The sequence below is a fragment of the Bacteroidota bacterium genome (assembly GCA_039821555.1).
Taxonomy (GTDB): Bacteria; Bacteroidota; Rhodothermia; order Rhodothermales; family Rubricoccaceae; genus JBCBEX01.
The window spans coordinates 142,501-168,506 of record JBCBNX010000006.1; the positions used below are offsets into that span (position 1 = coordinate 142,501).

26 protein-coding genes are annotated in these 26,006 nt (G+C 67.2%); 8 read left to right on the plus strand and 18 right to left on the minus strand.

Features of this window, described 5'->3' with window-relative positions; translation table 11 throughout:
- Nucleotides 1-47 precede the first annotated feature (47 nt).
- The gene (locus AAFU51_09555; GenBank protein MEO1571500.1) at nt 48-548 is read left to right on the plus strand and encodes a hypothetical protein; all 501 of its coding nucleotides are present in this window, start codon (nt 48-50) and stop codon (nt 546-548) included.
- On the plus strand, nt 541-1,689 hold the full coding sequence (mutY, locus tag AAFU51_09560; GenBank protein MEO1571501.1) for an A/G-specific adenine glycosylase: 1,149 nt from the start codon (nt 541-543) through the stop codon (nt 1,687-1,689). The genes AAFU51_09555 and mutY overlap by 8 nt, the downstream gene beginning before the upstream one ends.
- A gap of 86 nt (nt 1,690-1,775) precedes the next feature.
- Here the strand turns inward: mutY and AAFU51_09565 are convergent, their stop codons facing one another.
- The 6 genes from AAFU51_09565 to AAFU51_09590 form a co-directional block, all read right to left on the minus strand.
- Entirely contained in the window at nt 1,776-2,207 is a 432-nt protein-coding gene (locus AAFU51_09565) for a hypothetical protein (GenBank protein MEO1571502.1), read from the minus strand.
- Nucleotides 2,208-2,336: 129 nt separating this feature from the next.
- The gene (locus AAFU51_09570; GenBank protein ID MEO1571503.1) at nt 2,337-3,683 is read right to left on the minus strand and encodes a T9SS type A sorting domain-containing protein; all 1,347 of its coding nucleotides are present in this window, start codon (nt 3,681-3,683) and stop codon (nt 2,337-2,339) included.
- 167 nt (nt 3,684-3,850) lie between these two features.
- The gene (locus AAFU51_09575; protein MEO1571504.1) at nt 3,851-4,846 is read right to left on the minus strand and encodes a T9SS type A sorting domain-containing protein; all 996 of its coding nucleotides are present in this window, start codon (nt 4,844-4,846) and stop codon (nt 3,851-3,853) included.
- A gap of 108 nt (nt 4,847-4,954) precedes the next feature.
- Nucleotides 4,955-5,746 carry a CPBP family intramembrane glutamic endopeptidase gene (locus AAFU51_09580; protein MEO1571505.1) on the minus strand — a complete coding sequence of 264 codons (792 nt, stop codon included), beginning with the start codon at nt 5,744-5,746 and terminating at the stop codon, nt 4,955-4,957.
- Nucleotides 5,747-5,851: 105 nt separating this feature from the next.
- The gene (locus AAFU51_09585; protein ID MEO1571506.1) at nt 5,852-6,637 is read right to left on the minus strand and encodes an MBL fold metallo-hydrolase; all 786 of its coding nucleotides are present in this window, start codon (nt 6,635-6,637) and stop codon (nt 5,852-5,854) included.
- 77 nt (nt 6,638-6,714) lie between these two features.
- On the minus strand, nt 6,715-7,668 hold the full coding sequence (locus AAFU51_09590) for a PhoH family protein (protein ID MEO1571507.1): 954 nt from the start codon (nt 7,666-7,668) through the stop codon (nt 6,715-6,717).
- A 223-nt stretch (nt 7,669-7,891) separates the two neighbouring features.
- Between AAFU51_09590 and dapF the strand changes: the two genes are divergently transcribed.
- The 3 genes from dapF (at nt 7,892) to AAFU51_09605 (ending at nt 10,570) form a co-directional block, all read left to right on the plus strand.
- Complete coding sequence (gene dapF, locus AAFU51_09595; GenBank protein MEO1571508.1) at nt 7,892-8,776, plus strand: diaminopimelate epimerase; 885 nt, start codon at nt 7,892-7,894, stop codon at nt 8,774-8,776.
- Nucleotides 8,777-8,828: 52 nt separating this feature from the next.
- Nucleotides 8,829-9,254 carry a SufE family protein gene (locus tag AAFU51_09600; GenBank protein MEO1571509.1) on the plus strand — a complete coding sequence of 142 codons (426 nt, stop codon included), beginning with the start codon at nt 8,829-8,831 and terminating at the stop codon, nt 9,252-9,254.
- 221 nt (nt 9,255-9,475) lie between these two features.
- Entirely contained in the window at nt 9,476-10,570 is a 1,095-nt protein-coding gene (locus AAFU51_09605; protein ID MEO1571510.1) for a trypsin-like serine protease, read from the plus strand.
- Nucleotides 10,571-10,661: 91 nt separating this feature from the next.
- Here AAFU51_09605 and AAFU51_09610 read toward each other — a convergent pair whose 3' ends face one another.
- Together AAFU51_09610 and AAFU51_09615 are read right to left on the minus strand one after the other, a co-directional pair.
- Nucleotides 10,662-10,952 (minus strand): hypothetical protein, encoded by a 291-nt coding sequence (locus tag AAFU51_09610; protein MEO1571511.1) that lies wholly within the window; start codon nt 10,950-10,952, stop codon nt 10,662-10,664.
- A 117-nt stretch (nt 10,953-11,069) separates the two neighbouring features.
- Nucleotides 11,070-12,365 (minus strand): T9SS type A sorting domain-containing protein, encoded by a 1,296-nt coding sequence (locus tag AAFU51_09615; protein MEO1571512.1) that lies wholly within the window; start codon nt 12,363-12,365, stop codon nt 11,070-11,072.
- 136 nt (nt 12,366-12,501) lie between these two features.
- Between AAFU51_09615 and AAFU51_09620 the strand changes: the two genes are divergently transcribed.
- Nucleotides 12,502-13,437, plus strand: a complete 936-nt coding sequence (locus AAFU51_09620) for an ABC transporter ATP-binding protein (GenBank protein ID MEO1571513.1) — start codon at nt 12,502-12,504, stop codon at nt 13,435-13,437.
- Between the two features lie 117 nt (nt 13,438-13,554).
- A complete protein-coding gene (locus tag AAFU51_09625; protein MEO1571514.1) occupies nt 13,555-14,397 on the plus strand; it encodes an ABC transporter permease subunit in 843 nt (280 codons plus the stop codon).
- Nucleotides 14,398-14,462: 65 nt separating this feature from the next.
- Here the strand turns inward: AAFU51_09625 and AAFU51_09630 are convergent, their stop codons facing one another.
- The 6 genes from AAFU51_09630 to AAFU51_09655 all read right to left on the minus strand — a co-directional run bounded on the left by AAFU51_09630 (nt 14,463) and on the right by AAFU51_09655 (nt 19,663).
- On the minus strand, nt 14,463-15,068 hold the full coding sequence (locus AAFU51_09630; protein MEO1571515.1) for a hypothetical protein: 606 nt from the start codon (nt 15,066-15,068) through the stop codon (nt 14,463-14,465).
- Nucleotides 15,069-15,183: 115 nt separating this feature from the next.
- A complete protein-coding gene (locus tag AAFU51_09635; protein ID MEO1571516.1) occupies nt 15,184-15,648 on the minus strand; it encodes a VOC family protein in 465 nt (154 codons plus the stop codon).
- 131 nt (nt 15,649-15,779) lie between these two features.
- A complete protein-coding gene (locus AAFU51_09640; protein MEO1571517.1) occupies nt 15,780-16,214 on the minus strand; it encodes an OsmC family protein in 435 nt (144 codons plus the stop codon).
- 34 nt (nt 16,215-16,248) lie between these two features.
- A complete protein-coding gene (gene zwf, locus AAFU51_09645; GenBank protein MEO1571518.1) occupies nt 16,249-17,664 on the minus strand; it encodes a glucose-6-phosphate dehydrogenase in 1,416 nt (471 codons plus the stop codon).
- A gap of 79 nt (nt 17,665-17,743) precedes the next feature.
- Nucleotides 17,744-18,670 (minus strand): peptidase, encoded by a 927-nt coding sequence (locus AAFU51_09650; GenBank protein ID MEO1571519.1) that lies wholly within the window; start codon nt 18,668-18,670, stop codon nt 17,744-17,746.
- A gap of 42 nt (nt 18,671-18,712) precedes the next feature.
- On the minus strand, nt 18,713-19,663 hold the full coding sequence (locus AAFU51_09655) for a DNA-processing protein DprA (GenBank protein MEO1571520.1): 951 nt from the start codon (nt 19,661-19,663) through the stop codon (nt 18,713-18,715).
- A gap of 151 nt (nt 19,664-19,814) precedes the next feature.
- On the opposite strand from AAFU51_09655, the gene AAFU51_09660 reads away from it, so the two are divergent.
- On the plus strand, nt 19,815-23,027 hold the full coding sequence (locus tag AAFU51_09660) for a response regulator (GenBank protein ID MEO1571521.1): 3,213 nt from the start codon (nt 19,815-19,817) through the stop codon (nt 23,025-23,027).
- Nucleotides 23,028-23,039: 12 nt separating this feature from the next.
- Here the strand turns inward: AAFU51_09660 and AAFU51_09665 are convergent, their stop codons facing one another.
- The 4 genes from AAFU51_09665 to greA form a co-directional block, all read right to left on the minus strand.
- On the minus strand, nt 23,040-23,573 hold the full coding sequence (locus AAFU51_09665) for a hypothetical protein (GenBank protein MEO1571522.1): 534 nt from the start codon (nt 23,571-23,573) through the stop codon (nt 23,040-23,042).
- Nucleotides 23,574-23,712: 139 nt separating this feature from the next.
- Nucleotides 23,713-24,744: a GntG family PLP-dependent aldolase gene (locus tag AAFU51_09670; GenBank protein ID MEO1571523.1), complete on the minus strand. Its 1,032-nt coding sequence runs from the start codon at nt 24,742-24,744 to the stop codon at nt 23,713-23,715.
- A 31-nt stretch (nt 24,745-24,775) separates the two neighbouring features.
- The gene (mtgA, locus tag AAFU51_09675; protein MEO1571524.1) at nt 24,776-25,483 is read right to left on the minus strand and encodes a monofunctional biosynthetic peptidoglycan transglycosylase; all 708 of its coding nucleotides are present in this window, start codon (nt 25,481-25,483) and stop codon (nt 24,776-24,778) included.
- A 24-nt stretch (nt 25,484-25,507) separates the two neighbouring features.
- Nucleotides 25,508-25,981 (minus strand): transcription elongation factor GreA, encoded by a 474-nt coding sequence (gene greA, locus AAFU51_09680; protein ID MEO1571525.1) that lies wholly within the window; start codon nt 25,979-25,981, stop codon nt 25,508-25,510.
- Between the last annotated feature and the right edge of the window lie 25 nt (nt 25,982-26,006).

The following is a 26,006-nucleotide window of genomic DNA, read 5'->3' on the forward strand; positions in this document are numbered from 1 at the left end:
GGGCGGGCGTATCTTGCCCGCGCCCGCCTCCACCGTCGCTGTTTGCTGTGCTTCATTTTGTGCTCCCGCGCAGGCTCGTCCTGATCGCCGCGTGCGTGCTCGTGCCGCTCATCGGCGCGTGCGGGTCCTCCGAGGAGGTCACTGCGCCGCCGCCGCAACCCAGGGTGGTCCCGCCCGGTTCCGAGGGCGCGCCTGGCCTGGAGACGCTGCCAGAGACCGGCACGCGCACCACCGACGGCACCTTCCGGCTGCGGCTCCCCGACACGCTGCGCTATGCCGTCACGCCCGGCGAGGCGTGGGTCGAGGCGCTCCCGCGCGAGGCTGAGGACAACCTCATCGTCTACCGGGCGCTCAGTGCGCCAGCGCTCAGTTGGGTCGTGGACGGTGCGCTGTTCGCACAGACGCTACCCACCCAGCGCGGCACGCTCCGCTTCGACTTCCAGCGCTCCGTCGGCGGCTACACCGACACGCTGGTCGTCTTCCTCAACCTGGACGAGGAGCCCGACGGCGGCGACGCGGGAGCCACGAGCGTTGCAGGTGATGGCTAAGCGCCCCACGTTCGACTACGTCGCCCATGTCGAACCGCGCCACCGGGACGCCTTCCGCGGACCGCTGCTGGACTGGTTCGAGCGCGTGCGCCGCCCCATGCCGTGGCGCGCCGAGGACGAGCACGGCCGCCGCGACCCTTACCGCGTCTGGCTCTCGGAGATCATGCTCCAGCAGACGCGCGTGGACCAAGCAACCCCCTACTTCGAGCGCTTCACTACGACCTTCCCAACCGTCGACGCCCTCGCCGAGGCCGACCTCGACGATGTCCTGAAGCAATGGGAAGGGCTCGGTTACTACTCGCGCGCGCGCAACCTCCACCGGGCTGCGAAGCAGATAGTCGAGGAGCACGACGGGCGCGTACCCGACACCGAGGCGGCGATCTCGGCGCTCCCTGGCATTGGCCCCTACACGGCGGCAGCGGTGCTCTCGCTCGCCTACGGCGTCCCGCTGGCCGTCCTCGACGGCAACGTGATCCGTGTGCTCACCCGCGTCTTCGCTATCGATGACGATGTCAAACGCAGCCCGGTCACAAAAGCGCTCCGTCGGCTCGCCAACGATCTGCTTCCGGTCGAGCAGCCCGGTGCCTTCAACGAGGCCGTTATGGAACTCGGCGCGACGGTCTGCACCCCCGCGACGCCGCAGTGTCCGGGGTGCTCGCTGCGCTCGGCCTGTGCAGCCTTCGCCGAGGGCAATCCCACGCGCTATCCGGTCGCAGCAAAGAAAAAGCCGGTACCGCACTACGACATCGCAGTCGGCGTGGTCTACGACGACGAGGGTCGGGTGCTCATCCAGAAGCGTCCTGAGGACGCCATGCTCGGCGGGCTGTGGGAGTTTCCCGGCGGCAAGCACGAAGACGGCGAGACGCTGGCCGACACCTGCGCGCGCGAACTCCGCGAGGAGCTTGGCATCGAGGTCGCAGTCACGGAGCCGGTGGCGCGCATCGACCATGCCTACTCGCACTTCAAGATCACGCTGCATGCGTTCCGCTGCCGCCTCATACGCGGCACGCCGGAGGGGCGCGAGGGCCAGCCGCTCCAGTGGGTCGCCGTGAGCAGCCTCGACGACTACGCGTTTCCCCGCGCCAACCGCCGCCTCATCGAGACGCTCCAGGCACAGCTGCGCAACCCGACGCTGTTCTGACGGAGACACGTACGGCGGCGGCGTGAATGCAACGCGGACGGCCCCCGAAGGAACCGCCCGCGTCGTCTGGTCGACGGGTCCAAGGCCTAGTAGAAGCGGACCCGCACTGGCTCGGCCTGGGTGACGGCGAGGCTCGACGCCAACTCCATCGCTTCGAGGATGGCTTCGGGCTCGGCGTCGCGCGCGACGGCCACTTCCGTCTCGGTGGTGCCTGCCGAGGCGCTGCCCGAGGCGCACGTCACCGTGATGTGCATCGGCGTCACGATGCCGAACGTGAGGGCGCTCACAACCTGGTTGAGGAAGCTGAGCTGGGTTTCCACGATGGCGACGCCGCCGCTGCATTGCGAGCTCGCATCGACGGTTTCAGGCGGAACGAGGCCGTAGATGAAGCCCATGGCCCAGGGCTTGTCGATGACTTGCGAGCCTGGGGTGAGGCCGGTTTCAACGCGGGCGTGGTAGCAGCCCGTGGCGGTCACGGCGAGCAGGACGACGACGAGAAGAGGCGTGAGACGACGCATGGTATGGGGTAGAGATGAGAGGGTTAGCACGGACAGTGCAAAGCAGTAAGCTAATCGCTACCGTCCGATTTCTGCATAGCCCTTTCGTTACGCGTTGGTCGTCCGAACGGACACATTTTTTTAGCAGGCCTATCGCGCCAGCGTGACGCGTCGGGTGAGGGCAAGGTCGTCGCCGAGCACGCGGACGACGTAGACGCCTGCCGGGAGCCGCGCCGCCTCGAACGTGAGCGCGTGCGTGCCTGCTGCGAGCACGCCCTCGTGCAGCACCGCCACGCGCCGCCCGAGCACGTCGTAGGCCACGGCTTCCACGTCGAGGGCAGCGGGGAGCGTGAGGGACAGCGTCGTCTGCGTCGAGAAGGGGTTGGGAGCCGCGGTCAGCGCCGTGCCGACCGGTGTGTCGTCGGGCTCATTCGCGACGGCGGGGACGACCCGCACGAAGAACGAGACCGGTGCATAGTAGTCGGTGGCGTAGGCGTTGAGGATGTAGTCGCCTTCACCGACGCCGCATTCCCGAGGGACGTAGGAGAAACAGCGCGCATCGTTCTCGCCTTCGGGCCAGGCAACGCGCTCGCTAGGCTGCACGTCGCGGTCGTGCGTCTCGGTGACTCCGAAGCAGTAGCAGTCGATACCGCTGACGCGCTCGGGGTCGGGGCCAACCGTGAGCAACTCGTAGGTCGCTTCAAGGCCGCCCGGGTACGCGAGGCGTAGGGGCGCATCGGTGTGGTTCGTCAGCGCAACCGAGAGCGTGAGCGTCGCGTCCTCCTGGAACAAAAAGCCGCCGCGCTCGCCTCCTTCCAGGGCGGCCGTGACCACGACATCGTCGTCGACTTCGACGAGCTTGCGAAGACTCCACAACTCATTGGGCTGCGGGCGGGTCGCCTCGAACCAGTCGAAAAGCGGGTTGTCTCCGTATTCAGCTACGGCTTGTTCCGGCGTCACGCCCTCGATCTGCCAGTAGGTGCCTGCACTGGTGTTCGGCGAGGAGATGGTCACGTCGGTGACGTTGAGAGCCTCTCGGATCGCCTCGACCTCGCCAGGGCTGGCTCCGTCGGCGAGGTCCACGCTGAGCAAGCCGCCGAGATACTGCGGGGCGTTGATCGTGAGCGTCTGGGTCACGAACTCGCCGCGGACGGTGATCGTGTGGGTGGTGCCGTCCGAAGCCGGAAACCCTTGCAGCGATGGCTCGATGACGAAGGCTGACTCTGTGCCTGCGTTGGGACCGAGCATCCCTTCAAAGGACATGGGGAGGCAATAGGACCGGGCTTCAAGCCCGTCGAACTCGCGGAAGGGTTCGCACGAGCCGTCGTTGGTGTACGTCAGCGAGTCGTCGCTCGGGTTATAGCGGTGGTAGTAGACCGTAATCGCCTCGCCGTACTCGTAGGTGCTTTTGTCCGTAAAGAATCGCTCTTGGATCGGACTCTGAGCCACCAGCGAGAGGGGGCACAGCAGAAGGAGGACAGCGACGACAACGCGCATGGCAATAACCAGACATAGGTGAAAACACTATCCCTTGATACGCCAAGGTCTAACGTAATTCCAAATAGCGTCAGGGTCGCGCCTACATACCGTTCAACTCGTCCAGACTAGCCGCCGAGATACGTCTAGATCGTCACTTGCATTGCATTCCGATGGAGGTCCGCGAGCTACCGAGCCAGCGTGACGCGCCGGGTGAGAGCGAGGTCGTCGCCGAGCACGCGGACGACGTAGACGCCTGCCGGGAGCCGCGCCGCCTCGAACGTGAGCGCGTGCGTGCCTGCTGCGAGCACGCCCTCGTGCAGCACCGCCACGCGCCGCCCGAGCACGTCGTAGGCCACGGCTTCCACGTCGAGGGCAGCGGGGAGCGTGAGGGACAGCGTCGTCTGCGTCGAGAAGGGGTTGGGAGCCGCGGTCAGCGCCGTGCCGACCGGGACGGTTTCGGCCTCATTGGCGACGGTGACGTTGAGGTAGTCGATCTCGCGGAGGACGACCTCAAGACCGTACGAGTCGGAGCCTGCGAAAGCGGGATCGTCGGCGAACAGTTCGACGGCTTGCTCCCCGGAGAATCCCTCGACCGCCCATTGCTCTTCGAACCGAGGAGGAATCACGCCGCCTCCCGCGAGAAACCTGCTGGATAGCACCGTCGCGCTCAGGGTCACTCTGATGGTCTCGATCGCCGACGCCTGTTCTTCGGCATAGCGTACCCAAATACGCCCTTCCTCAAACTGAGGGGCGTTGATCTCAACGGCGGCCTCCAGCCCGTTGCTGTACGTCGCTGACAGCGTATGCGTCTCGCTCTCGGCGTAGGGAAGGAAATGCTCCGCGGGGACGATGTCGTAGGTGTGGACCATCTCCCGACCAGGGCCAAGGATGGCATAGTCGCCATCGCACATCGTGACGCAGATCGGCAAGGAGTTGTCGACCTCGTCGAAGCGAAGCGGCGGGCTCACGCACTCGAAGCCGGGGCATCCCAGGTAGACCCGGTCGTCGGACACGTTGCGAACCCGTGTGGTCACGATGATCGTCTCGCCGTAGGCATAGGTGTCCTTGTCCGTCTCGATGGTGAGGGTGAGGTCGCCAGGGTCAGGAACCGGAGGCGGTACGAACTGCGCGACGCTGGCGGGCGCCAGGAAAGCGGCGAGCAGGAAGCGAACAGCGCGCATGGGGACTACTAGGCTGTGAAGGGATACCTACGCCTTGATACGCCACAGTCTAACGCGATTCCAAATGGCGTCAGGGCTACCCCTACATACCGTCCAAGTCGTCTGCAATCAGCCGCCAAGCCACGTCCGGAACGTCTCCCACAGCGCGCCGGGGCCGATGCCGTCGACGCCCGTGCGGAAGCGCAGCGTGCACCAGAAGTCGAGCGCGAGCATCTGGAAGCTGTGGATCGGCACCGCGATCCAAAACGAGCGGCAGCGCCAGCAGAGCGCGCCCAACGCGATGCCGCCGAGGATCGAGAGGTAGGCTTCGGCAGGTGGTTTATCGGCGTGCAGGAGCGCAAACGGCACCATCTGCACGAACACGGCCATGAAGCCGAACGTCCGCGCTGTGCCGAAGAGCACGAACCCGCGCCAGAGGTACTCCCAGCCGATCCAGTAGAACAGGTACAGCAGCTCGTAGGCGAGGAACAGCCCCCAGTCGACCTGCGCGTTGTCGAAGTGGGGATACTTGTCCTGAAACGCCTGGTCGTTGGAGAGCACCCACGTCCCGATGGTCACGATGGGCGCGTAGATGAGCGCAATCGTGCCCGCGAGCTTCCAGTCGCCGAGGCCCAGTCCGATGTCCGTGAGGCGCTGCTTGAAGACGAGCATCAGCAGCGCTACCGGGAGCACGAAGCCGGTCACCCCCTGGATGCCGAACCACCACGCCCACGCCCCGATGCCGTACGGGTCGATGTCGAGCGCGGGCGCAATGGTTTCGCGGAAGAAGCGCCGCCCCCCGAAGTCGAGCTGCAGAAACACGAGCGCGACGCACACCGTGAGCACCACCGCCGTCTGCGCGTCGATGCGCTGGACGGTCGTGCGGAGCCACAGCCATTCGTCGCGGAGCCGAGAGCGCATCAGAAGGAGGAGAGCGGTGCGATGGGAAGCGAAAGGGTGCAGGCACGGCGATGAATGCAGCCTGCGCTGGAACGTACTGACGGCGAGGCCTAGCGCCTATGGCCGTCACACAGCCACGGCCTCGACGCGGAGGCCGCCCGAGGCGTCGTCGATGAAGCCCGCGAGCGTGTCGGTCGAGTGGTAGAAGAGCGCGAGGTGGCCGCCGTCCGCGGCTTCGCGGGCGAGCTGCGTGCGCCACGCCTGCGAGGCGGCGCCGTCGTGGTCGTACTTCGCCTGGAAGCGGCGTGTCACCTGGCCGGGCGTCGGGAGCACATCGCCGCCGAAGAGGACGGTGCGCCCGGCCGTGTGGAGCCGAAAAAGCTGGTGGTCACGTGAGTGCCCGCCCGTGTGGGCGTGCTCGATCTCGTCGGTCAGCCAACCATCGCCCTCAACGGTCACGAGTTGGCCCTCACGGTCGAGCGCCGTCACGATGCGGTCGCGCGCCGCGTCGGAGAGGTCGCCGTAGGGCGCGGACAGTTCGCCAGCCTGAACGACGTACTCGGCGTTGGGAAACGTGGGCGTGGCTTCGCCCATCACGGTCGCCACGCAGCCGCCCGCGTGATCGAAGTGGAGGTGCGACAGCAAGACCTTGGTGACAGCCTCCCGGGTAACTCCGTGGTGAGCGAGGCCGTCGAGGAGGAAGTCGGTGCCACGACCGGTGGCGTACTCGCCGAGGCCCGTGTCCAAAAGCAGCACCTCGCTGGGCGTCTGCACGAGGAACGGCGAGACCGAGACGAACAGCGTGCCCGGGCGCGGCGGGTCGCCGTCGGCATACGGGACGAAGACCTTGTCCACGCCGACGGTGAAGCGCCCCTCCGGCAGCGCGTGGATCTCGAGCTCACCGTAATTCATTGATGATTCTGGATTTGTGATTTTCGATTTGAAGAGCAGAGCTTAGACCAGAGCCATCGAAAATCGTCCATCAAAAATCATCTATCCTCACTGTCGCGTTCGTAGGCGTCGATGATGTCCTTGACGAGCTTGTGGCGGACCACGTCGCCCTTGTCGAACTGCAAGAAGCCGATGCCGTCCACGCCGCGCAGGATGCGGGTGGCCTCGATGAGCCCAGAGTCGCCGCGGCGGGGGAGGTCGGTCTGCGTGGCGTCGCCCGTGACGATGGCGCGGCTGCCGACGCCGAGGCGCGTAAGAAACATCTTCATCTGGCTCGTGGTCGCGTTCTGCGCCTCGTCCAGGATGACGAATGCGTTGGAGAGCGTGCGCCCGCGCATGTAGGCGAGAGGCACGATCTCGACGGTGTTCTGGTCGGTGTGCGCGCGCAGCTTCTCGCGCGGAATCATCTCCTCAAGCGCGTCATAGAGCGGGCGCAGGTAGGGGTCGATTTTGTCGCGGAAGTCGCCGGGGAGGAAGCCGAGGCTCTCGCCCGCCTCAACGGCCGGGCGGCTGAGCACGATGCGCTTGACCTGTCGCGACCGCAGTGCCGAGACGGCCAGCGCAACGGCCGTGTAGGTCTTGCCCGTGCCGGCGGGACCGACGGCGAAGACGATGTCGTGCGAGCGGGCGAGCTGGACGAGCTTCGCCTGGTTGGGCGTCTTGGCCTTCACGACGCCGCCAGCGGGCGTGTAGAGGATAACGTCGGAGTGGTCGGCGCGCTGGACGCCCTGGCCGAGCGTGCTCAGGTCGAGGACGGTGTCCACGTCGCGCTCGGTGAGGGTGCCGTTGCGGTTGAGCACCATCGTCAGCTCGCCGATCACGCGCTCGATGCGGTCGAGTATGGCGGCATCGCCCTGGAGCATCACCTGGTTGCCGCGCGCCACGATGCGCGCGTCGCCGAAGGCGGATTCGATCTTGCGGAGGTAGACGTCGTTGAAGCCGAAGAGCAGCAGCGGCTCGACGCCGTCGATGGAAAGGGTGCGGTCGGCCAAAACCGGGGAGAGAGCAGGTCGTTAAGAATGCGGACGGTGAAGGTACGGGGACGCTGGCGTGTGGGTGTGTGAGAGTTTGTGAGGATGAACCTGGAGCGACCGGGGCACGGAGAAACGCCGAGTTCGACGCGTTGACTTGACCCGCGACGAACGTGCAGACACCTTTTCCCACGTCCCACGTCCCACGTCCCACGTCCCACGTCCCACGTCCCACGTCCCACTCATGCCCAACCTCGTCGTCCCCTTCACCAAGATGAACGGCGCGGGCAACGACTTCGTCGTGCTCGACAACCGGTTTCTGTTCTTCTCGGACGACGAGTTGGTGGCACTCGCGCAGCGGTACTGCCCCCGGCGCACAGGCGTCGGGGCGGACGGCCTCCTCGCGCTCAACGCGCCGGACGAGGAGGGGGCCGACTACCACATGCGCTACGTCAACGCCGACGGCTCGTGGGCGCGGATGTGCGGCAACGGCGCACGCTGTCTCGCCCGCTTCGCCCGCAGCGCTGGCATCGGGGAAGGCGAAGGCACCGCCACGCTCACCTTCGACTCCGACGCGGGGCGCTACACCGCTGCGGTCCCCGAGCGCGTCGATGCGGCCGTGCGCCTCCACGTGCCGCCGCCGCGCGACTACGGCCGCCGCACCCTCGCTGATGGCACCGAGGTCGTCTACGTCTGGACGGGCACCGACCACGCGGTCGTCTTCGTGGACGACCTCGGCGCGGTAGACATTGCTACGCTCGGAGCTATGATTCGTCGCGACCCGGCGTTCGCCCCCGCTGGGGCCAACGCCAACTTCGTGGAGGTGAGCGAAAAAACCGCGCGGGCGAAAGTGGGCAACGTGCGCGTGCGGACGTTCGAGAAGGGCGTCGAGGGCGAGACGCTCGCCTGCGGGACGGGCGCCCTTGCAGCGGCAGTCGCCTCGCACCTGACCCGGCGCGTCCAGGCGACCTGGATCAACGTCGCGATGCCAGGTGGCACTCTTCAGGTCACCTTTCAACGCGGCGGCGCCTCGGAGCACAGCGGCATCCGAGACCTCACCCTCAGTGGCCCCGCCGAAACCGTCTACCAGGGCACCCTCGACGTAGACGTATCGAGTCTCGGCAAATGACGAGCCGGTAGCCTTCCCACGCCTCCGCACTCCCACACACCCCCACATTCGCATGCTTCCCCCCGATCTCGCCACCTTCGTCGAAGAGAGTGCGTCGCTCGACAAGCTCACGCGCACGATGCTGCTCCTCGACTACGCCGACCGCCTCGGCACCTACCCCGACGACGCTCAGGACGAGCGGCACCGCGTGCGCGGCTGCACGTCGCTCGTCTACCTCCACGCCGACTACGACGCCGACACCGACGCCATGCGCTACCACGGCTTCGCCGACGCCCAGATCGTCAAGGGCATGGTGGCGCTCCTGGTGCGCGGCCTCGACGGCTTGCCGCCGCGCCAGATCGTTGCCCTCGACCCGAGCTTTCTGAAGGACTCTGGCCTCACTGAAGCGCTTACCGCCACGCGCCAGGGCGGCCTGTTCAACATCCTCCGCCGCATGCAGGCCGAGGCCGAAGCGTTTACCGAGGCGACCAGTGAATAGGGACTGGTGAATGGGGGAGGAGTGGCGAGGAGAAACTGAAGAGGGAAGAGCGGAGCGGTTCTTGGCGCGGCTGCCGAAGTCAGTTTGCTTCGTCCGCCGCACCGCTCGTATCCCCGGAACTGGGGAGGCGATGGTTGCACCAACCAGGCGAGGCCCTGCGTTTCTTGACGAGCGTGGTACCTTTCGCGCTGTTCCACCCCTTTGGACTTCCCCTTCCGACCATGAAGCGATTTTCTCCCCTTGCCTTGCTCGCAGCGCTGACCCTGTGGGCGGCGTGCGGCACCCCTTCGCTGACCACCGACAACGTGGACCCGATGGCGAGCCTCCCCGACACCCTCGGCGCATGGCAGGGCGAGCGCCCAACCATCGAGGACCGCGCGGCGCTCGAGACGTACCGAGCCCAGCGCGCGGCCCTCTTCGCCGAGGGTACCGAAGATGTGTCCGGTGTCGAATTCATCACGCTGGATGTCGAGCGCATGACCGACGTCGATCTGCCCGGCTTCGCCGCGGAGGGCGATCCATCCGAGGCAACCTACGGGGGCATGGAGAGCGACCTTGGGCCGGTCGACCTCGACCTTGACATCGAGAAGCAGTCGAGCCGCGCCATCTTCGGGCGCGACGACCGCGGTATCCCTGAGTTCGCGGCACCCTACAGCCGCATCGGCCGACTCATCACCGAGGGCGGCACCTGCACCGCGGCGCTCGTTGGGCCGCGCCACATCCTCACGGCCGCGCACTGCTACGGCCGCAAGCCCGACGGCGGCCTCACCAACGCCATCTTCGTCCCGCTCTACGACCAGGGCGGCACGCCGCTCGACACCTACGCGACCGTCGTCTCGACCTACGCCGAGGCCGTCCCGCCGCGCACGGCCAATTCGGAGGACTTCGCGATCAGCATCCTCGACAAGCCGCTCGGCAACGAACTCGGCTACTTCGGCCTCCGGTCGATCGAGGACGAGTGGATGGTGCCCGTCGCGGGCAAGTCGGCCCCTGAGTTCGCCGCCGTGGGCTACTCCGGCGACTGGTACGACGGCGAGCGCATGGGCGCCGACTGGGGCACGCAGTTTTACGGCCGCATGGGCGGCGACCGCACCGTAGTTGCGCACGACGGCGACACCACGCCCGGCGCGTCCGGTGGTCCCGTGCTCGGCTACTTCCCGAAGGCGGGCTGGCAGATCGTCGGCATCATCGTCGCTGGGCCGGCCGAGCGCTTCCTCCCGATGGAAGAGATCCTCCAAGGCCGCTCGGCCAACTGGCTCGTAGACGTCGAGCGCTTCGCAGGCGTCGTCGCGGAGATGCGCCAGCGCTACCCGTAAGCATCCCCTCGGCTCTCTACGGCGACAAAAAACAGAGGCGGCAGCAGGCTTTGCGCTTGCTGCCGCTTCCGTCGTTCTGGCCTGCGTCGTGCTAGGCCGTGGGCAGCGGGCGGACGGGTTCGGCTTCCCAGACGCCCCGACGGATATAGCCCGCCACCATCGCCTTGGGCCACGACTTGTAGCGGACGGGCGGAGGATAGTCCACCACGGCCTCGTCTTCGGTCACCCACTCGAAGTAGACCGCCACCGAGTCTTCGAAGAGCACGCCCAGCACACAGCCCTTTCCACAGAGGAGATACTTGTAGGAGGTCGCCGCGCTCGGGCGCTCGGTGAGCGTCAGGGAGGCGGGGCAGGCCTTGCAGAAGGTGTCGAAGCAGGACATGCGGTCGGAGCACTTTATCTAGACTGGGTCTAATGTAGTGTGCCGACCAGCCAATTGCACGTCGGCTGTGCAAAGCGCCGGTGAGGATCGCGTGCGGAGCCGAGGGAGCGCACGCGATCAGCGCACAAGCACAACCCTGGTCGTTCGTACTGCGCCATCGGTCCGGAGGTGCACGACGTACACTCCTGCCGGAAGTGCGCGGCCTGACCAAACGTGTTCGTGTAGCCCCGCGCGGTGTGGTCCCTGAGCGAGGCTGGCGACATGGCGTCCGAGCGCGTCGAATACGTCGAGGGCGGCCATGGTCGGACGGGCGACTGTGTAGGCGAGCGTGACAGAGCCCGAAGCCGGGGAGGGATAGGCCGCGGTGAAACGCGTACGGCGGTCCGGGGCGCTGCCCTCGTTGCCGGTGTAGCGCGCCAAGATCTCGTCGACGCTGTTGCAGCCGGTGGCGTTGTCCCGGATGTCGGTCGTACCCAGCAGGCCTTCCCCGCTGAGGATCGGTCCGAGCCCGCGCGCACAGCCGTCCAGCAGAGGGTTGGCGGTCACGAGAAGGTCGTTGCCGATCGAGGCGACGGCCTGCAGCGCGTCAACCTCGGCGAGCACGGCGTTGGCTCGGAGGTCGATGTTCCGGACGACCGAGACGAGCCGCTCCAAGCCGTCGAGGCTCGTCAGGGCCGCGTTGCCCGCGATGGTGAGTGTGAAGGCGACGGTGGCGAGGTCGCCGAGGCCCGCGAGGCTGACGAGCGCGTCGTTGTCGCTGATGACGAGCGTACGCCCGACCGCCGCGAGACCGCGCAGCCCGTCGAGGTTCGTCAGCGCCGGGTTGCCCGCGATGAGCACGCTCGACCCGATGCTTGACGGGGCCGCGAAGCCGTCGAGCGTAGCCAGCCGGTCGTTGTCTTCGATGAAGAGGCCGCCGCCGATGGCTTCAAGGCCGCCTAGGCTATCAAAGTTGGTGAGTCGGTCGTTGTTGCGGACCGCGAGGCTCACGCCGATGCTAGCGAGGGCATCCAGGCCGCGCAAGCTCAGTAGTGCGCTGTTGTCCTGGATCGTCAGCGACCGGCCGACCCGCAGGAGCGCGCCCAGTCCCTCGATGTTGGCAAGGGCCTCGTTACGGACGATCGCGGCGAACCGCCCGATTTCGGTGAGGTTGTCGAGACCGTCGAGGCTCGTGAGCGCCTCGGTGTCCTTGATCGAGAGCGCCCCGCCGATCCGCTCCAGCCCCCGGAGCCCAGCGAGACTCTGAAGTGGCGTTGTGCCGTCCTCGATGGTGAGGGTGCCCTCGACCTCCGCGCAAGCAAAGGCGTCGATCTCCGCCTGCGAGGTCAGCGTCACGTCGCCAGCGCAGGCCTGGGCCAGCACGCCTGGTGCTGTCAGGAGCAGAGATAACGAGAGGATGAGACGAGCGGCCACGGTTTCGGCTGGAAGGCGAGAGGCTCCAAGAACGCACCCAGCCAAGCGTAGGTCAACGGCCGAGGCGCATCCATATGGCGGGGCGCTCGTAGGTTCGGGCCGCCCGGTTCCTGTTCCACCCCACGACCCCGCCCGCGTGACTCCTGCCGCCATCGAGACCCTCGGCCTCGCCAAGACCTACGGCAGCCGCTTCGGCACGCGCGTCGAGGCGCTCAAGCCGCTCGACCTCTCCGTGTCCGTGGGCAGCATCTTCGGCTTGCTCGGCCCCAACGGCGCGGGCAAGACGACGCTCGTGAAGCTGCTCCTTGGCATCGCACACCCGACGGCGGGGAGCGCCACGCTGATGGGCCGCGCCATCGACGACGCTGAGGCACGCCGAGCGGTGGGTTTCCTCCCCGAGAACCACCGCTTCCCGGACTACCTCACCGCGCGCCAGGCGATGGACCTCTACGGCCGCATGTCGGGCCTAAGCGACACCGCTGCTCGCTCGATGCGCGCTGACGAGTTGCTCGCCCGCGTCCGCCTCACAAAGGCTGCCGACCGCCGGATCAAGACGTTCTCGAAGGGCATGATGCAGCGCCTCGGCATCGCGCAGGCGCTCCTCCACGAGCCCACGTTGCTCTTCCTCGACGAGCCCACCGACGGCGTCGATCCGGTCGGGCGGCGCGAGATCCGCGACCTCATGCTCGAATTGCGCGCCGAGGGCATGACCATCTTCCTCAACTCGCACCTGCTCAGCGAGGTCGAGCAGGTCTGCACGCAGGTCGCCATCCTCAAAGACGGCACGCTGGCCCGCCTCGGCACCGTGGAGGATCTCACCACGCAAGCCCGCCGCTTCCGCCTCCGTGCCACGCCGCTGCCCGACGCGCTCCGCACCGACCTCGGTGGCGTCCTCCATCCGAGCGACGAGCCGCCCACCAGCGACCTAGCCACGTACGTCCTCCACGTGGACGACCGCGCGCACCTCAACGCGCTTCTCGACCGCCTCCGCGCCGCCGGCGTCGAGATCGAAGCCGTGCAGCCCCTCAAGCAATCCCTGGAGGACTATTTCATCGAAGTCGTGACGGAGTGACGAGGTGGATGAGTGCTGCTGTGCGGCGGTGTTGCTGTGCGGCCGTGCCCTCTGGAATGACTACCGATATCGCCCTCATCCACCGCAAAACGGCCTCACGGCGACACCGCAACACTCATGATTGGACTTCTCCTACTCACCCTGCGCGAGTTGCGCGCCAAGTGGATCGTCGTCGGGCTCTTCGGCGTGGCGACGGTGCTCTGGGTGCTGCTGGCTTCGCTGCTCAACCTCGACGTGGTGGACGGCACGCTCGCCGGGATGCGGGTCGCGGGCGGCACCGTGTCGATGGAGGGGGGTGGGCCACAGGAGTTGGCGGGCTTTTCGGCGCTGCAGCAGGTCGTGATCGTCGTCGAGACGGGCGTGGCGGGCGGGGCCTACTGGCTCGGCATCCTGCTCGCCCTCTTCGCCACAGGCGCGCTCGTGACCAGCCTCATGGAGCGCGGCCAGATCGACCTCACGCTCTCGAAGCCGCTCAGCCGCACGCAGGTCCTCGGCGGGCGCGTGCTCGGCGTCTGGGGCGCGATGCTGGTGCTCTTCGCCTACCTCTTCGTGATGGTGTGGATCGTGATGGCGTTTAAGAGCGAGATCTGGAACCCGCGCTTCCTGCTCACCATCGGCATCGTGTTTGGCATGTTCGTGACGATGTACAGCGTCACGACGCTCGTGAGTGTGATCTCGGGCTCCACGGCGCTCGCGCTGATCGTGACCTACGGCGTGCTCTTCGCGTCGCTGCCGCTCGGCGCGCACTCCCAACTCGCGCCGGTCCTGTCGCCCGGCTTCCGCGAAGTCTACCTCGCGGCCTACCACGTGCTCCCGAAGTTTCCCGAGGTGACCGGCATCGTCGGCCGCTTCACGCTGCGCCAGGAGATCCCGACGTGGTACCCGTTCCTCTCGTCACTCGGCTTCGGCGCGGTGTGCTACGGGATCGCGTTCTGGCGATTCAGCCGAAAGGATTTTTGATTTTCGATGTGGAATTTGCGAGTAGGAATCCTGTACATCATCCATCGTACATCGCCGATCGGAAATCACACATCCACCTGCCCGAACGTGACGATCACGTCGGCAATCTCGATGCCAGTCTGCTGCATGATGCCCTGGAGGTAGCCCTTCAGCGATGCTTCGCACTCTTGTTGCACGGCGGGGTCCGTTTCGAGCTTGTCCTCGCCGAAGTCCTCCAGCCGCTCGGTGAGGTACTCCAGGATCTCGACGGCCTCGGCCTCTTCGTTGACGAGCAGCCCGCGTCGCGGGTAGGTCACCTCGGAGCTGTTCACGATGGGCTTCTGCACCCGGATCGGTGGCGCGTCGAAGCGGAGCACCTGCGCGCTCTCCCTCTGCCCATCGTTGGGGCTGTCGGTTGGGATGAGCGCCATGCTGTAGCCGTCGTTGCGGAAGTCGAGGAAGTACTTGTACGTCACGTTCGCGTCCACGCGGATCTCGGCGTCGGACTTCAGGAACACGAACGCGCGCTCGCTGACCGTCTCGGTGAACGTCACGTCGAGGATCACTTCCGCAAGGTTGAGTTCGGTGAGCGGTGCCACATCCTCGACGCCAAGCGTGCGGACGAGCCGCTCCTGCTTCTTGCACCCGACGAGGAGCAGCGGGAGCACGAGGACGAAGACTACGAGGCGCATGGGAGCGGGTGGTGGGCGAACGGGGGAGCACCCCGAAAAAACGGCGCTGCCGGGGGCCCGCACAAGCGGTTTCCAGCAGCGCCGTCGATTTCGGCGGTCGATGGCCTTCCGGCGCCTACGCCATTGCGGCCAGGGCTTCCTGCATCTGCTCCGGCGTGACCTCGCGGACGTGGGTGGCAACCTCCCACACGTGCCCGAATGGGTCGATGAGCTTGCCGTAGCGGTCGCCCCAGAACTGGTCCTCGACCGGCATCAGCATGCGCGCACCGAGATCGAGCGCCTTGGCGAACGTAGCGTCCACGTCCTCGACGTAGACGTGTAGGGCTACCGAAGCCGTACCCCGTGCCGGGTCCGGCGCGGACTTGCTGCCGTACTCGGGGAAGTCGTCGGCCAGGAACACCTGCGCGCCGCCGATCTCAAACGCAGCGTGCATCAGGCGCCCGTCGGGCCCCGGCATGCGCATCAGTTCGGTGGCGCCGAAGACTTCGGTGTAGAACGCGAGAGCGCGATCGGCCCCCTTCACGACGAGGTGCGGCGCGACGACGCTGACGCCTTCAGGGATGGGCTGGACGGAGGACATGGACATGGAAACACCTCAGGGAATATTGGTGAGAGTTGACTCGCCGCCTGATGGGCGACGCCCGCAGGGGCAACATCCCGCCTTGTGGTGACACCTCTGTGTCACCGTTGAAATACCTGAGGTATTTGTGTTTAGGTGTTGGCTAGGTCGACCTCGTGACGCTCGCTGTTGACCTCGCATGAGGCCGTGATCGTGGCCGTCTTTTCGAGCAGCTTCGAGACGGAGCAGTACTTCTCCAGGCTCAGCTTCACCGCACGCACGACCTTCATCGCGTCGAGGTCGCCCGTGAGGACATAGTGCACGTGGAGCGCGGTAAATTCCGAGTAGGTGCCCTTCTTCTCGCGCGCGGCGTTCACGTCGGCGGCGAAGGAGGCGATGGGCTGGCGGCCCTTTTCGAGGATGTCCACGATGTCGATGCCGCTACAGGCGCCCATCGCCATCGCGAGCAACTGCATCGGGCTCGCGGCCTGCGCGCCCTCGCTCGCCCCGTCCATCTCAACAACGTGGCCGGCCTCGTTGGTGCCTCGAAAATGAAAGCCCGCGACGCGCTCGATGTGGTAGGTCATAGCAGCAAATGAATGGAGGCGATTGCGAGCGGTCTCAGACGTCGTCGCCGTAGAACATACGCTGGGCGCTGGGCGGCCCCATCGTGCCCGAGTCGTAGGGCTGCGACGTCAGTGAGCCGTTGAGGAGCGGCGTGAACAGCTCCCAGGCGGCCTCCACCTCGGCGGCGTGCACGAAGTGCGTCTGGTCGCCCTCGGCGATGTCGTGGAGGAGCGTCTGGTAGGCGTCGGGGAGGTTGCCGAACGCGTCGCCGTAGGAGAACGCGAGCGTCTGCGAGGTGGTGAAGAACCGCTCGCCGGGGCCCTTGACCTCGAAGGCGAGCGAGAAGCCCTCGTCGGGTTGGAGGCGGATGCGGAGCACGTTGTTCGAGAGGCGGCAGGCGTGCCCGCCCGCTTCGAAGAGCCGGACTGGGGGGCGGCGGTAGAAGACTGAGATCTCGGTGTAGCGGCTCGGCATCCGCTTGCCGGTTCGCAGGAAAAACGGGACGCCCTGCCAGCGCCAGTTCGCCACGTCGAGACGCAGCGCCACGAACGTCTCCGTGTTGGAGTCTTCGGAGATGGCCTCTTTGTCCGTGTAGCCGTCGTCCCCGTTGGCGGCGACATACTGCCCGAAGACGACCGAGCGCGGGTCGATGGGGAGCGTGGAGCGGAGCACCTTCAGCTTCTCCTCGCGGATCGAGTGCGCGTCGAAGGCGGCGGGCGCCTCCATCGCGGCGAAGCAGAAGAGCTGCGTGAGGTGGTTCTGCACCATGTCGCGCAGCGCGCCCGTCTGGTCGTAGAACCCGGCGCGGTCCTCCACGCCGAGCGTCTCCGCGACGGTGATCTCGATCCGCTCGACGTGGTCGCGGTTCCAGAGTGGCTCGAAGAGCGCGTTGGCGAAGCGGAAGACGAGCACGTTCTGCACGGTCTCCTTGCCGAGGAAGTGGTCGATGCGGTAGACCTGGTCCTCCGAGAAGTGGTCGTGGACGAGTTCGTTGAGCTCCTTCGCCGTGTCGAGGTCGTACCCAAAGGGCTTCTCGACGACGAGCCGGGTCCACCCCTCCGCCTCGTCGCTGCGGGCCCCGAGCGCCTCGATCACGTTCGGGTAGACGCTCGGCGGCAGCGCGAGGTAGAACGTGAGGTTGTCGGCCCAGCCTCGCTCGTCCAGGATTGCGTCGGCGCGCTCGAAAACGGGACCGAGTTCGTCGTAGGCGTCGACTTGCGCGTAGGCGAAGCGGTCTGCCGCCCACGCCTCACGCTCCGCCTGGTCGATGCCAGCGCCTTCGAGCGCGCTCAGGGCCGCATTGTGGAGCCGGTCGTCGTCCCAGCCTGAGCGCCCAACGCCCAGCACGACGAACGGAGCCTCGGCGGCAGCGTGGCCGTCCTGGCAGCTCATGTGGTAGAGCGCGGGGAGCAGCTTCCGCTGAGTGAGGTCGCCGGTGGCACCGAAAAGGACGAAGACGTGGGGTTTCATAGGACGGGCGGCAGGGAAGATGGAGAGCGACGGAGGGAACTAGGGCGGCGGGGGCCGAAGAGATGCGCTGGGAGGCGGTTCAGCTTACGCGATGCGTTCCAAACCAGCGTACTAAGCTAGGCACCACGCCGCACACGTCCTCGACCTCGGCGAGCGCCGCGGCGCCTGGCCCGACGGCGAGGAGCGGGACCGGATGGCGCGTGTGGCTCTTCGTAGCCAGATCCTCGATGTTACCATGGTCGCTGGACAGGACGAGCGTCACGTCGTTGGCCAGGCCGTCGAGGAGCGCTCCGAGGAACCGGTCGAGGCCGGCGAGGAGCGTAGCTGCGGTGCCTGGGTCCTGCGCGTGGCCGACCTTGTCGGTGAGCCAGAACTCGAAGAGCGTGACGTGGCGGCGGGCGGCGAGCGCGAGCAGATCGGCCGCGGCCTCCGCCTCGGAGCGGACCGGGAGTGCGGCGCCGGGCCACGAGGCCCCGGTGAGGTCGGCGAACAGCGCGCGGCGGCGTTCGAGGTCGGCGGCGCGGCGCAAGCGGACGCCCGAGGCATAGCAGCAATACGACGTGACGGTCCACCGCTTGCGCTGGCGCATCACCTCGAAGAACCGCGACGGGTAGGCGTTGGCGAAGGCGCACGTCGCGTCGACCGGCTGGTCCGTGCCGAGGGCAGCATGGAGCTGGGCGAATAGGTTGCGCTCCTTGAGGACTGGCTTTGAGGTGGAGTGGGGATAGGGGCCGTAGTGCCGCCCGGCCCGCTCCGCGCAGTTGACGCCGGTGAACAGCGAGGCCTGCCCGGTGCCACTCTGGGGTAGCCCCTCCACGCCCAGGTTGGCGTCGATAGGCCGGAAGAGGTGGCGCGGCGCGGTCAGCACCGGCGCTGCGTCGGTCCAGGCGTGTCCACCCGCGAGGCGGGCGAACGCGGGCAGGTCGTTGGTGGCGAGGGGGTTGGCGTCCGTCGCCGGGCCGAGGCCGACGCCGTCGAGGAACACAAAAAGAAGGCGGGGGAGCACAGAGTGGAGGGGAGAGGGACGCGGGAGGGTAGGCGTGAGGAGCTAGTTTTTCGACGGGAGCGCTGGCGGGTCGTCGGACGGCGAGTCGTCGGACAGTGGGGCCTCGTTGCTGGTTCGGGCCGCAGCCACCACCCAGTCGAAATCGACGGGCCGGTCGAGGCGATGGACGCGCTCTGAGAGCGCCTTGGTGTCGGTGCCCGCAATGGCAAACACCGGACGGTCGGCGTCGAGCGCCCAAGCGAGGGCCTTGTGCTCGGGGGTGTCGGCCTGTGGCTCCACGACTACCACGGCTGCCGCCAGGGCGGCCTGCGTGAGCGCACGTTCGCGATCGTCGTGTGCGAACGGACCGTGGTGCATGTCGAACGGCGCGCAGACGAGCCCGCCAGCCCCCACGACGGCACTCGCGTGGGGCCGGATCGAGGTGGGTAGCTTGGCTAGCCCGCTCGCCGCCACCACGACCGACGGGTGGCGCTGGGTGTAGCACAGCTTGTGCATCACCACGTCGAAGCCATCGGCGGCGCCGGCAACCACGGGCAGCCCAGCGCTGATCAGGTGTCGCACCAGCGCCTGCGCGGCCTCGAAGGCGGGGCCCGAGAGCCCAGCGCGTCCCAGCACGGCGACGGTCGGCTGCTGTAGGAGCGCCGAGGTGCCGTAGCTGTAGAGCGTTACGGGACGTTCCGCCCGAGGAAGCAGGTCGAGACCGGCGGGCCAGCCTGGCGCGGCCGGCGTCCAGACGCGAACGTGCCGCCCCGCGTGGATCTGGAGCGCTGTCCGTACCTCGTCGAGCACCGGCGCCATGGCGTCCTCGTCGAAGAGACGGGTGACGAGCGCCTCGGCCTTTGCGACGCCCTTGAGCCGGACGAGCACCTGCTCGCGCGGGGTGTCGAGCAGCGCCTCCCACGTTGGGAAGTGCTGCAGGAGGCGGTGCGTCGTCACCCGCCCGACCCCGTCGAGGCGCAGCAGGGCGAGAGCAAACAGCGTGGACGGGTTCATAGAAAGCCTTGGCCTGCGGCGATGGGATGGAGAGGTAAGTTCGTAATCCTGAGGCGACAGAAAACAACGTTGACCGCATCTGGAGCGTGCCTGGATGCTTGGCACCGGCTTTGAGGGTGAGACGGTCTACTCCGCCATCTGCCTGCCCGCCATGTCAGACGCCCTTCCCGTTCTGGTCGTCCCGGACGCCGACGATACTACCCGGCGCGTACTCAGCGCGCTGCGCGCTGCCGCGCTCGCCGAGGCCCCGTTGCCTGCCGGTGCAACCCTGCCCGACTTGTTGCTGCGGTGGGACCGGCCCGCGGCGCTCCGTCTCGGTCCATCGGCAACACCGGTGCGCGGCGCTGATGGGCGCGTCCTCTTCGTCGAGGGTACTCTGACTGAGTCGGCCGGGGAAGACAGCGCAGCAGAAGCAGAACACGAAGGCACCCCCAAGCCTCAGCCAGAGTCCTCGGACCAGTCGCTGGTGTCGGCGCTTCTCGCCTACGCCGAGGCAGCAGACCGCGCAGACACGCCCGCCGATGTCTGTGCGGCAGCAGTGATCGCGGCCGAGCAGATCCTCGGCGCGGAGCGCGTTGCCGTCGTGCGGATGGACGAATCAGGCCAGCTCGTGCTCGGTGGTGCCTCGCGCGCCTTCGAGGCGCCGCTCTATGCGTTGCTGTCCGATGCCAAGCGCTGGCACGACTATGAAGTGCCACGCCTTGCGTCTGCCGTGCCCCAGCTTGGCCAAAAATCGATCGCGCGGCTCCCCGAAACGCTCCGCCCGCTGTTCACGCACGCGCGCCACCAGGCGGCCCTCATCCTACCGATTTGGCACCGCAACCAGCCCGTCGGCGCCGTGTGGGCGTTCTACGAGACGCCGCAGTCGTTCGGACTCCATGCGCGCCAGCGTGGCGGGCTGCTGGCCCACCATGTGGCCATCACCCTCGCCGACTCTGGCGTGCAGCGGCCCCCCTTGTCGAAGGCAGCGCTCGACTCTGCCAAGATGGATGGGGCGAGAGCGACGACCCCTACCTTCGATAAGGGCCCTGCCTTCGACAAGGGGTTGGAGCCGTCAGAGCAGGTGATGTCAGAGGCTCCGCTGCCGCTGAAGGCGCTCGTAGGGCTGGCCACCGTGGCAGCCTACGGTATGGAATGCAGTGATGAGGGCACGTGGACTATCGCATGGGCTACGAAGTCGTTTCGGAGGCTGCTCGGCGCAGCTTCAGCGCGGGCGCTCTCGTTCGACGACGTGCTGGCCGCCGTCCATCCCAACGACGCCGGAGGCGTTCGGGCGGCGATAAACGAACTCGGACTAGGCGCTCCGACTCGGTTTGACCACCGCCTCGTGACGCCGCGCGGCGAGGCGAGGTGGGTGCGCCAGGCCGTCGTACGCCGCGAGGTCGACGGCCGCGCAGAAGTCCTCGCCGTGTTGATCGACATTGACCCGGACCGCGCCGCACTCCGCCGGGCTGAACATGCGCTTGCCCAGGCACGGCATCGAGCCAGCACCAGCGTGCTGCCGGCGCTCAGCGAGTCGCTGCGCGCCCCGATCGCAGCCATTGTTGACCAGGCGCAACGTCTCAGCCAGCCCGGTCCGCTCCGGGACAACGACCGGCTCCAGGTTGCCCAAGCCATCGCCGAGCAGGGGCGCGCGCTGTCGTCGTCGCTGAACCTGATGGTGGACCTTGCCCGCATCGAAGCCGGGGAAGTCGATCTGGTGCGTGCAGACTTGGACTTCCACGAGGCGGTGGGACGCGTCTTCGATGTGCTCAGCCCGCTCGCGGCGCGGAAGGGGCTCACCATCAAAGCGCAGCGCGGCACCGCCCGCCCTATCGTGCACCAGGATGCCCATGCGCTCAGCCGTGTGCTGCACTACGTCGTCTCGATGGCGATCAAGGAGGCTCCGGCCGGTACGCTCCGCGTGCGCACCGACGAGAGAGCCGGCATGGTAAGCCTCGCCTTCCGGAGTGAAGCGATCCCCCAACCCGGGGCGGCGCCCATGCCGGACCACGCGCTGACGAGCCCGCTAAACGGCCTCGTGGCCGAGCGGCTGCTCGCGCTTATGGGTGGACGGCTGCACCGCGAAGCCACCGCAAACGCTTCGTACTACCTCCGTCTCGACGTGCCGCTCATCGAGCGAACAACGGACGCGGAGGATGGACAGGCTGCGGCGCACACCGCCGTTCCAGCAGCTCCCCCTGTGTCTGTCGAAGAGCAGCCGGTGCCTGTCGAAGAGCAGCACGGCCAAGCGTCCCAGATCCGGAAAACCGTGGGCTCTGCGCCGGGGGTCACCGCTCCTGAGCGTGAAATTCTACAGCCAGTCGTGGCAGCGTCAGCCACGTCGGAGTCTGATCCCTTAGAGGTCGAAAAGGCAAAGGATACCGTGCTGGAGACGACGCCCTCTCCGCTGCCTGAAGAGGCGACGGCGGCTTCTAGCGCAATGGATGCCGAGCCTGAGACTAGCGATGCCCTACGCTTCGGTGCCGAGGCACCGCCGACGGAACAGGCGGGCCAGGAGGAGGAGCCGCTCCGAAGCATGCCGCATCGCCAGCACGCGTCTCTAGAGGCGGCGGCCAACGCACTCATGCTGTTCGATCCGTTCGACGAGGAGCCTGCCGGCGCGGATGATGAGCCGACCTACATAGACATGAGGCTTGGCAGCACCGACGTAAAGCCTACCAACACCGACGACAGGCCCGCAGTCGAGGACGAGCAGCGTGTAGATACCAAAGAAGACTTCCATGGCCCTTCAGTCGCAATCGATAGCGATGTAGAGCAGGTGGCTACAGGGAGGCCATACGCGCGCACGGAGGTCACGCTGCCTGTCGGTGTGAAGCTGCCCTATTCAGAGCATCCGCCTCGCAAAGTGGCTACGCCGATAGCCCGCACGACGGACCTGGCGCTCGACACCGCGCTCGACGCGTTTGCTGGTGTGGAGGTAGAGCCGCCGGTCGCCGAGCCACCGGTGGCTGAGGAGACCGACACCGAGGACGCAACACCGCGCCCCCGCGTGCTGGTGGTGGAAGACAACCCAGAGACCCGGCTCCTGCTCGAACGTCTCATCTCCCGCGAGTTCGACGTGGTGGCCGTCGACTCGCCGCGCGCCACGCTGGATGCGCTCACGCGCTATCCCTTCGATGCCCTCGTGCTCGACATCAACCTCGGCGGGCGCGAGACGGGCATCGACGTGCTGCGTATTGCGCGATCCCTCGACGGCTATGCAGACGCGTTCGCCATGGCCGTGACGGCCTACGGCGACGAGGTCGACCGCGACCGCTTCCTCACGGCAGGCTTCCAGGCCTACATTCAGAAGCCGTTTGAACCGCACCGCATCTTGGAACCGCTCCGCGCAGCCATCGCAGCGAAGCGAGGCGCCGCCTGAACCGGCTGAGTCCTAGTCGCGCACGCCGAAGATCGAATCCACGTCCAGCGTTTCGAGCGGCTGGCCGTCCACATGGACGGGCACGTGGTGGGCCTCGGCGTACTCGACGATGCGGTGGCTCAGCGTGGCAAAGGCGGGGTAGGAGTGGGGAATCTTCAGCACGGTCGGGAGCGGCTTCTCGCTAGGTTCGCCGACCAGCAGCAGCCCTTCGGCGTCCAGTTCCACACGAGCCACGTTGGTCCAATCGAGCTCCAGCGTGCGCCGCGCGAAGTCATAGCCGATGACGTGCTGCATCGAGAGCTTGACGCACCACACGACGCAGCGCTGATGCAGGTAGTCCAGCGCAGCCCACCCGAGGGCCGCGGCCAAGACTGCTGCCATGAGGCCAGCCCACACCAGGCCGTGGTCGAAGTGGAGCACGACGAGGGGCGCAAACGAGACCACGGCGCCCGCCAGCAGCGACGTGCCGATGGTCAGCTGGCCCACACGCTCGCGGGTTTGCACGAGTGCCTGCTCGTTGTCGAAGACCTCGTACCAGTCCGGCATGGCGGGGGCGGCTGAGTGGGTAGGCGGCTGCGGTGAACGTGCGGAGTTCAGTAGGTAGGCCTGGCTTCCTGAAAGGTTCACCCCGGCGCCGATTTTGTCCCCTCGCTTGCGGGGGCCCAGGTGCTCAGCCAGCCAGCGCTCAGGCAGCTAGCGCGCGGTCCACGGCTTGCAGGGCGTCGCAGGCCAGGACCACATCGGCGTCGCTCAGGTCCCGGTGGAACGTGGCGCGGATGGTGCGCGGGCCGAACGCTACCATGTGGACATCGCGCGCCTCCAGCTTTGCCAAGACAGTCGCAGCGTCGCAGGGCACCGTGTCGAAGAGGACGATGTTCGTCTCGACAGTCGCCAGGTCGATGTCGAAGCTGGGGAGGGCGGCTACCGTTTCAGCCAGGCGCAGCGCACGGGCATGGTCGAGCGCGAGGTCCCCGAGGTGATGGTCGAGTGCGTGGAGCCCGGCCGCGGCGAGGAGGCCGATCTGCCGCATGCCGCCGCCGAGCCGCTTGCGGATCCGCCGCGCCTCACGAATAGCGGCGGCGCTGCCTGCCAGCACCGACCCGACCGGCGCGCCTAGCCCTTTCGAGAGGCACACATTGACCGTGTCGAAGGGCGCGGCCCAAGTCGCCGCAGCGATGCCGGTCGCAGCGACGGCGTTCCACAGCCGGGCGCCGTCGAGGTGCAGGGCGAGGTCGTGTCCGCGTGCCGTCTGTGCCGTGGCACGGAGTAGATCGAGCGGGAAGACGCGGCCGCCGGCTTTGTTGACCGTGTTTTCGAGACAGAGCAGGGTGGTGCGCGGCTCCCAGTCGTAGGTGCCGCGCACCGCCGCCGTCACGTCGTCCGGTGCCACGTAGCCGCGCGCGTCGCCGACGGGCTTGAGCTGTACGCCGGAAAGCGCGGCGGGCGCTCCGGACTCATAGTGGTAGATGTGGCCGCGTTCCGCCACGATCACCTCGTCGGCCGGACGCGTGTGGAGGTGCAGCGCGATCTGGTTGCCCATCACGCCCGACGGAACGAACACAGCCGCCTCTTTGTCCAGCAGCGCGGCTATGCGTGCTTCCAAGCGTGCCCCAGTCGGGTCCTCGCCAAACACGTCGTCGCCGACCTCGGCGGTGGCCATCGCCTCCCGCATCGCGGGCGTAGGCTTCGTCACGGTGTCACTGCGCAGGTCGATCATGAGGAGGGCATGCTGGTGTGCTTCAGGCTTCCTAGTACCCCAGCTGCCACATGCGGCGGAGGATGAACTGCGCCGTCCGGTCGGCCGCGTGAGGCTGGCGCGTCTGCGGTGCTGGGATGATAGCAGCCAGGCGCGCGGCCTGGTTGCGCGAGAGTTGCGCCGCCGTCAAGCCGTAGTGCACCTGCGCAGCAGCCTCCGCGCCGAACACCCCGTCGGGGCCCCACTCGATGCTGTTGAGGTAGAGTTCCAGGATGCGCTCTTTGGGCAGCAGCAGTTCGATGACCACGGCGAGCGGCACCTCGGCCGCCTTGCGGAGCCACGACCGATCCGTGGTGAGGAATAGGTTCTTCGCGAGCTGCTGGGTGATCGTCGAGGCCCCCCGCAGGTGTTCGCCGCGCGCGGCTTCCTCGCGGGCCTTGCCGATTTCCACCCAGTCGAAGCCGTGGTGCTGGTAGAACCGCGCGTCCTCCGACGCCACGACGGCACGCTCCAACTGATCCGAGATTTCCGCGAGCGGGACGATGGCGCGGCGGTAGTCGTAGTCCCCGTCACTGCCCCACGACTCCACCCACCGCTCGACGTGCACGGTCGTGAATGGCGGATCGATGACGCGGTAGGCGGCGATGAGGAGCGTGCAGCCGAGGAAGTAGCCCGCGACGAGCCACACCACCAGGCGGACGCTGCGTCCGAGCCAGCGCCGGAGCGGCGAAGCAGAGCGAGGGGCGGCGGCGTCGGGCATCAGGGTGAAAGCAGGGGGGCGCGACTACCGGCTGATGTCGAGCACTTCGAGCTGCACCTTGCCCGCGGGCACTTTCACTTCCACTACGTCACCTACTTCGGTGCCGAGTAAGGCCTTGCCGATGGGGCTGGTGACGGAAATTTTCTTCTGCGCCATGTTGGCCTCGCGTGCTGAGACGAGCGTGTAGATGGCCTCGGCCTTCGCCTTGATGTTCTTCACGCGCACCTTCGAGAGGATGCGCGCCTTCGAGGTGTCGACGTCGCTCTCGTCCACCACGCGGGCGTTGGCGAGCGTGTTCTCGAGCTGCACAATGCGGGCTTCCAGGTGGCCCTGCGCCTCTTTGGCGGCGTCGTACTCCGCATTTTCTGAGAGGTCACCTTGGGCCCGCGCCTCCGCGATGGCCTGCGCGATTTCCTGACGCTCGACCGTGCGGGCGCGCTGTAGCTCGGCCTTCAGGTCATCGAGGCCTTCCTGAGTCAGATAGACGGTGTTCGACATGGGTGTGGGAGTGGCTGGCGACGGG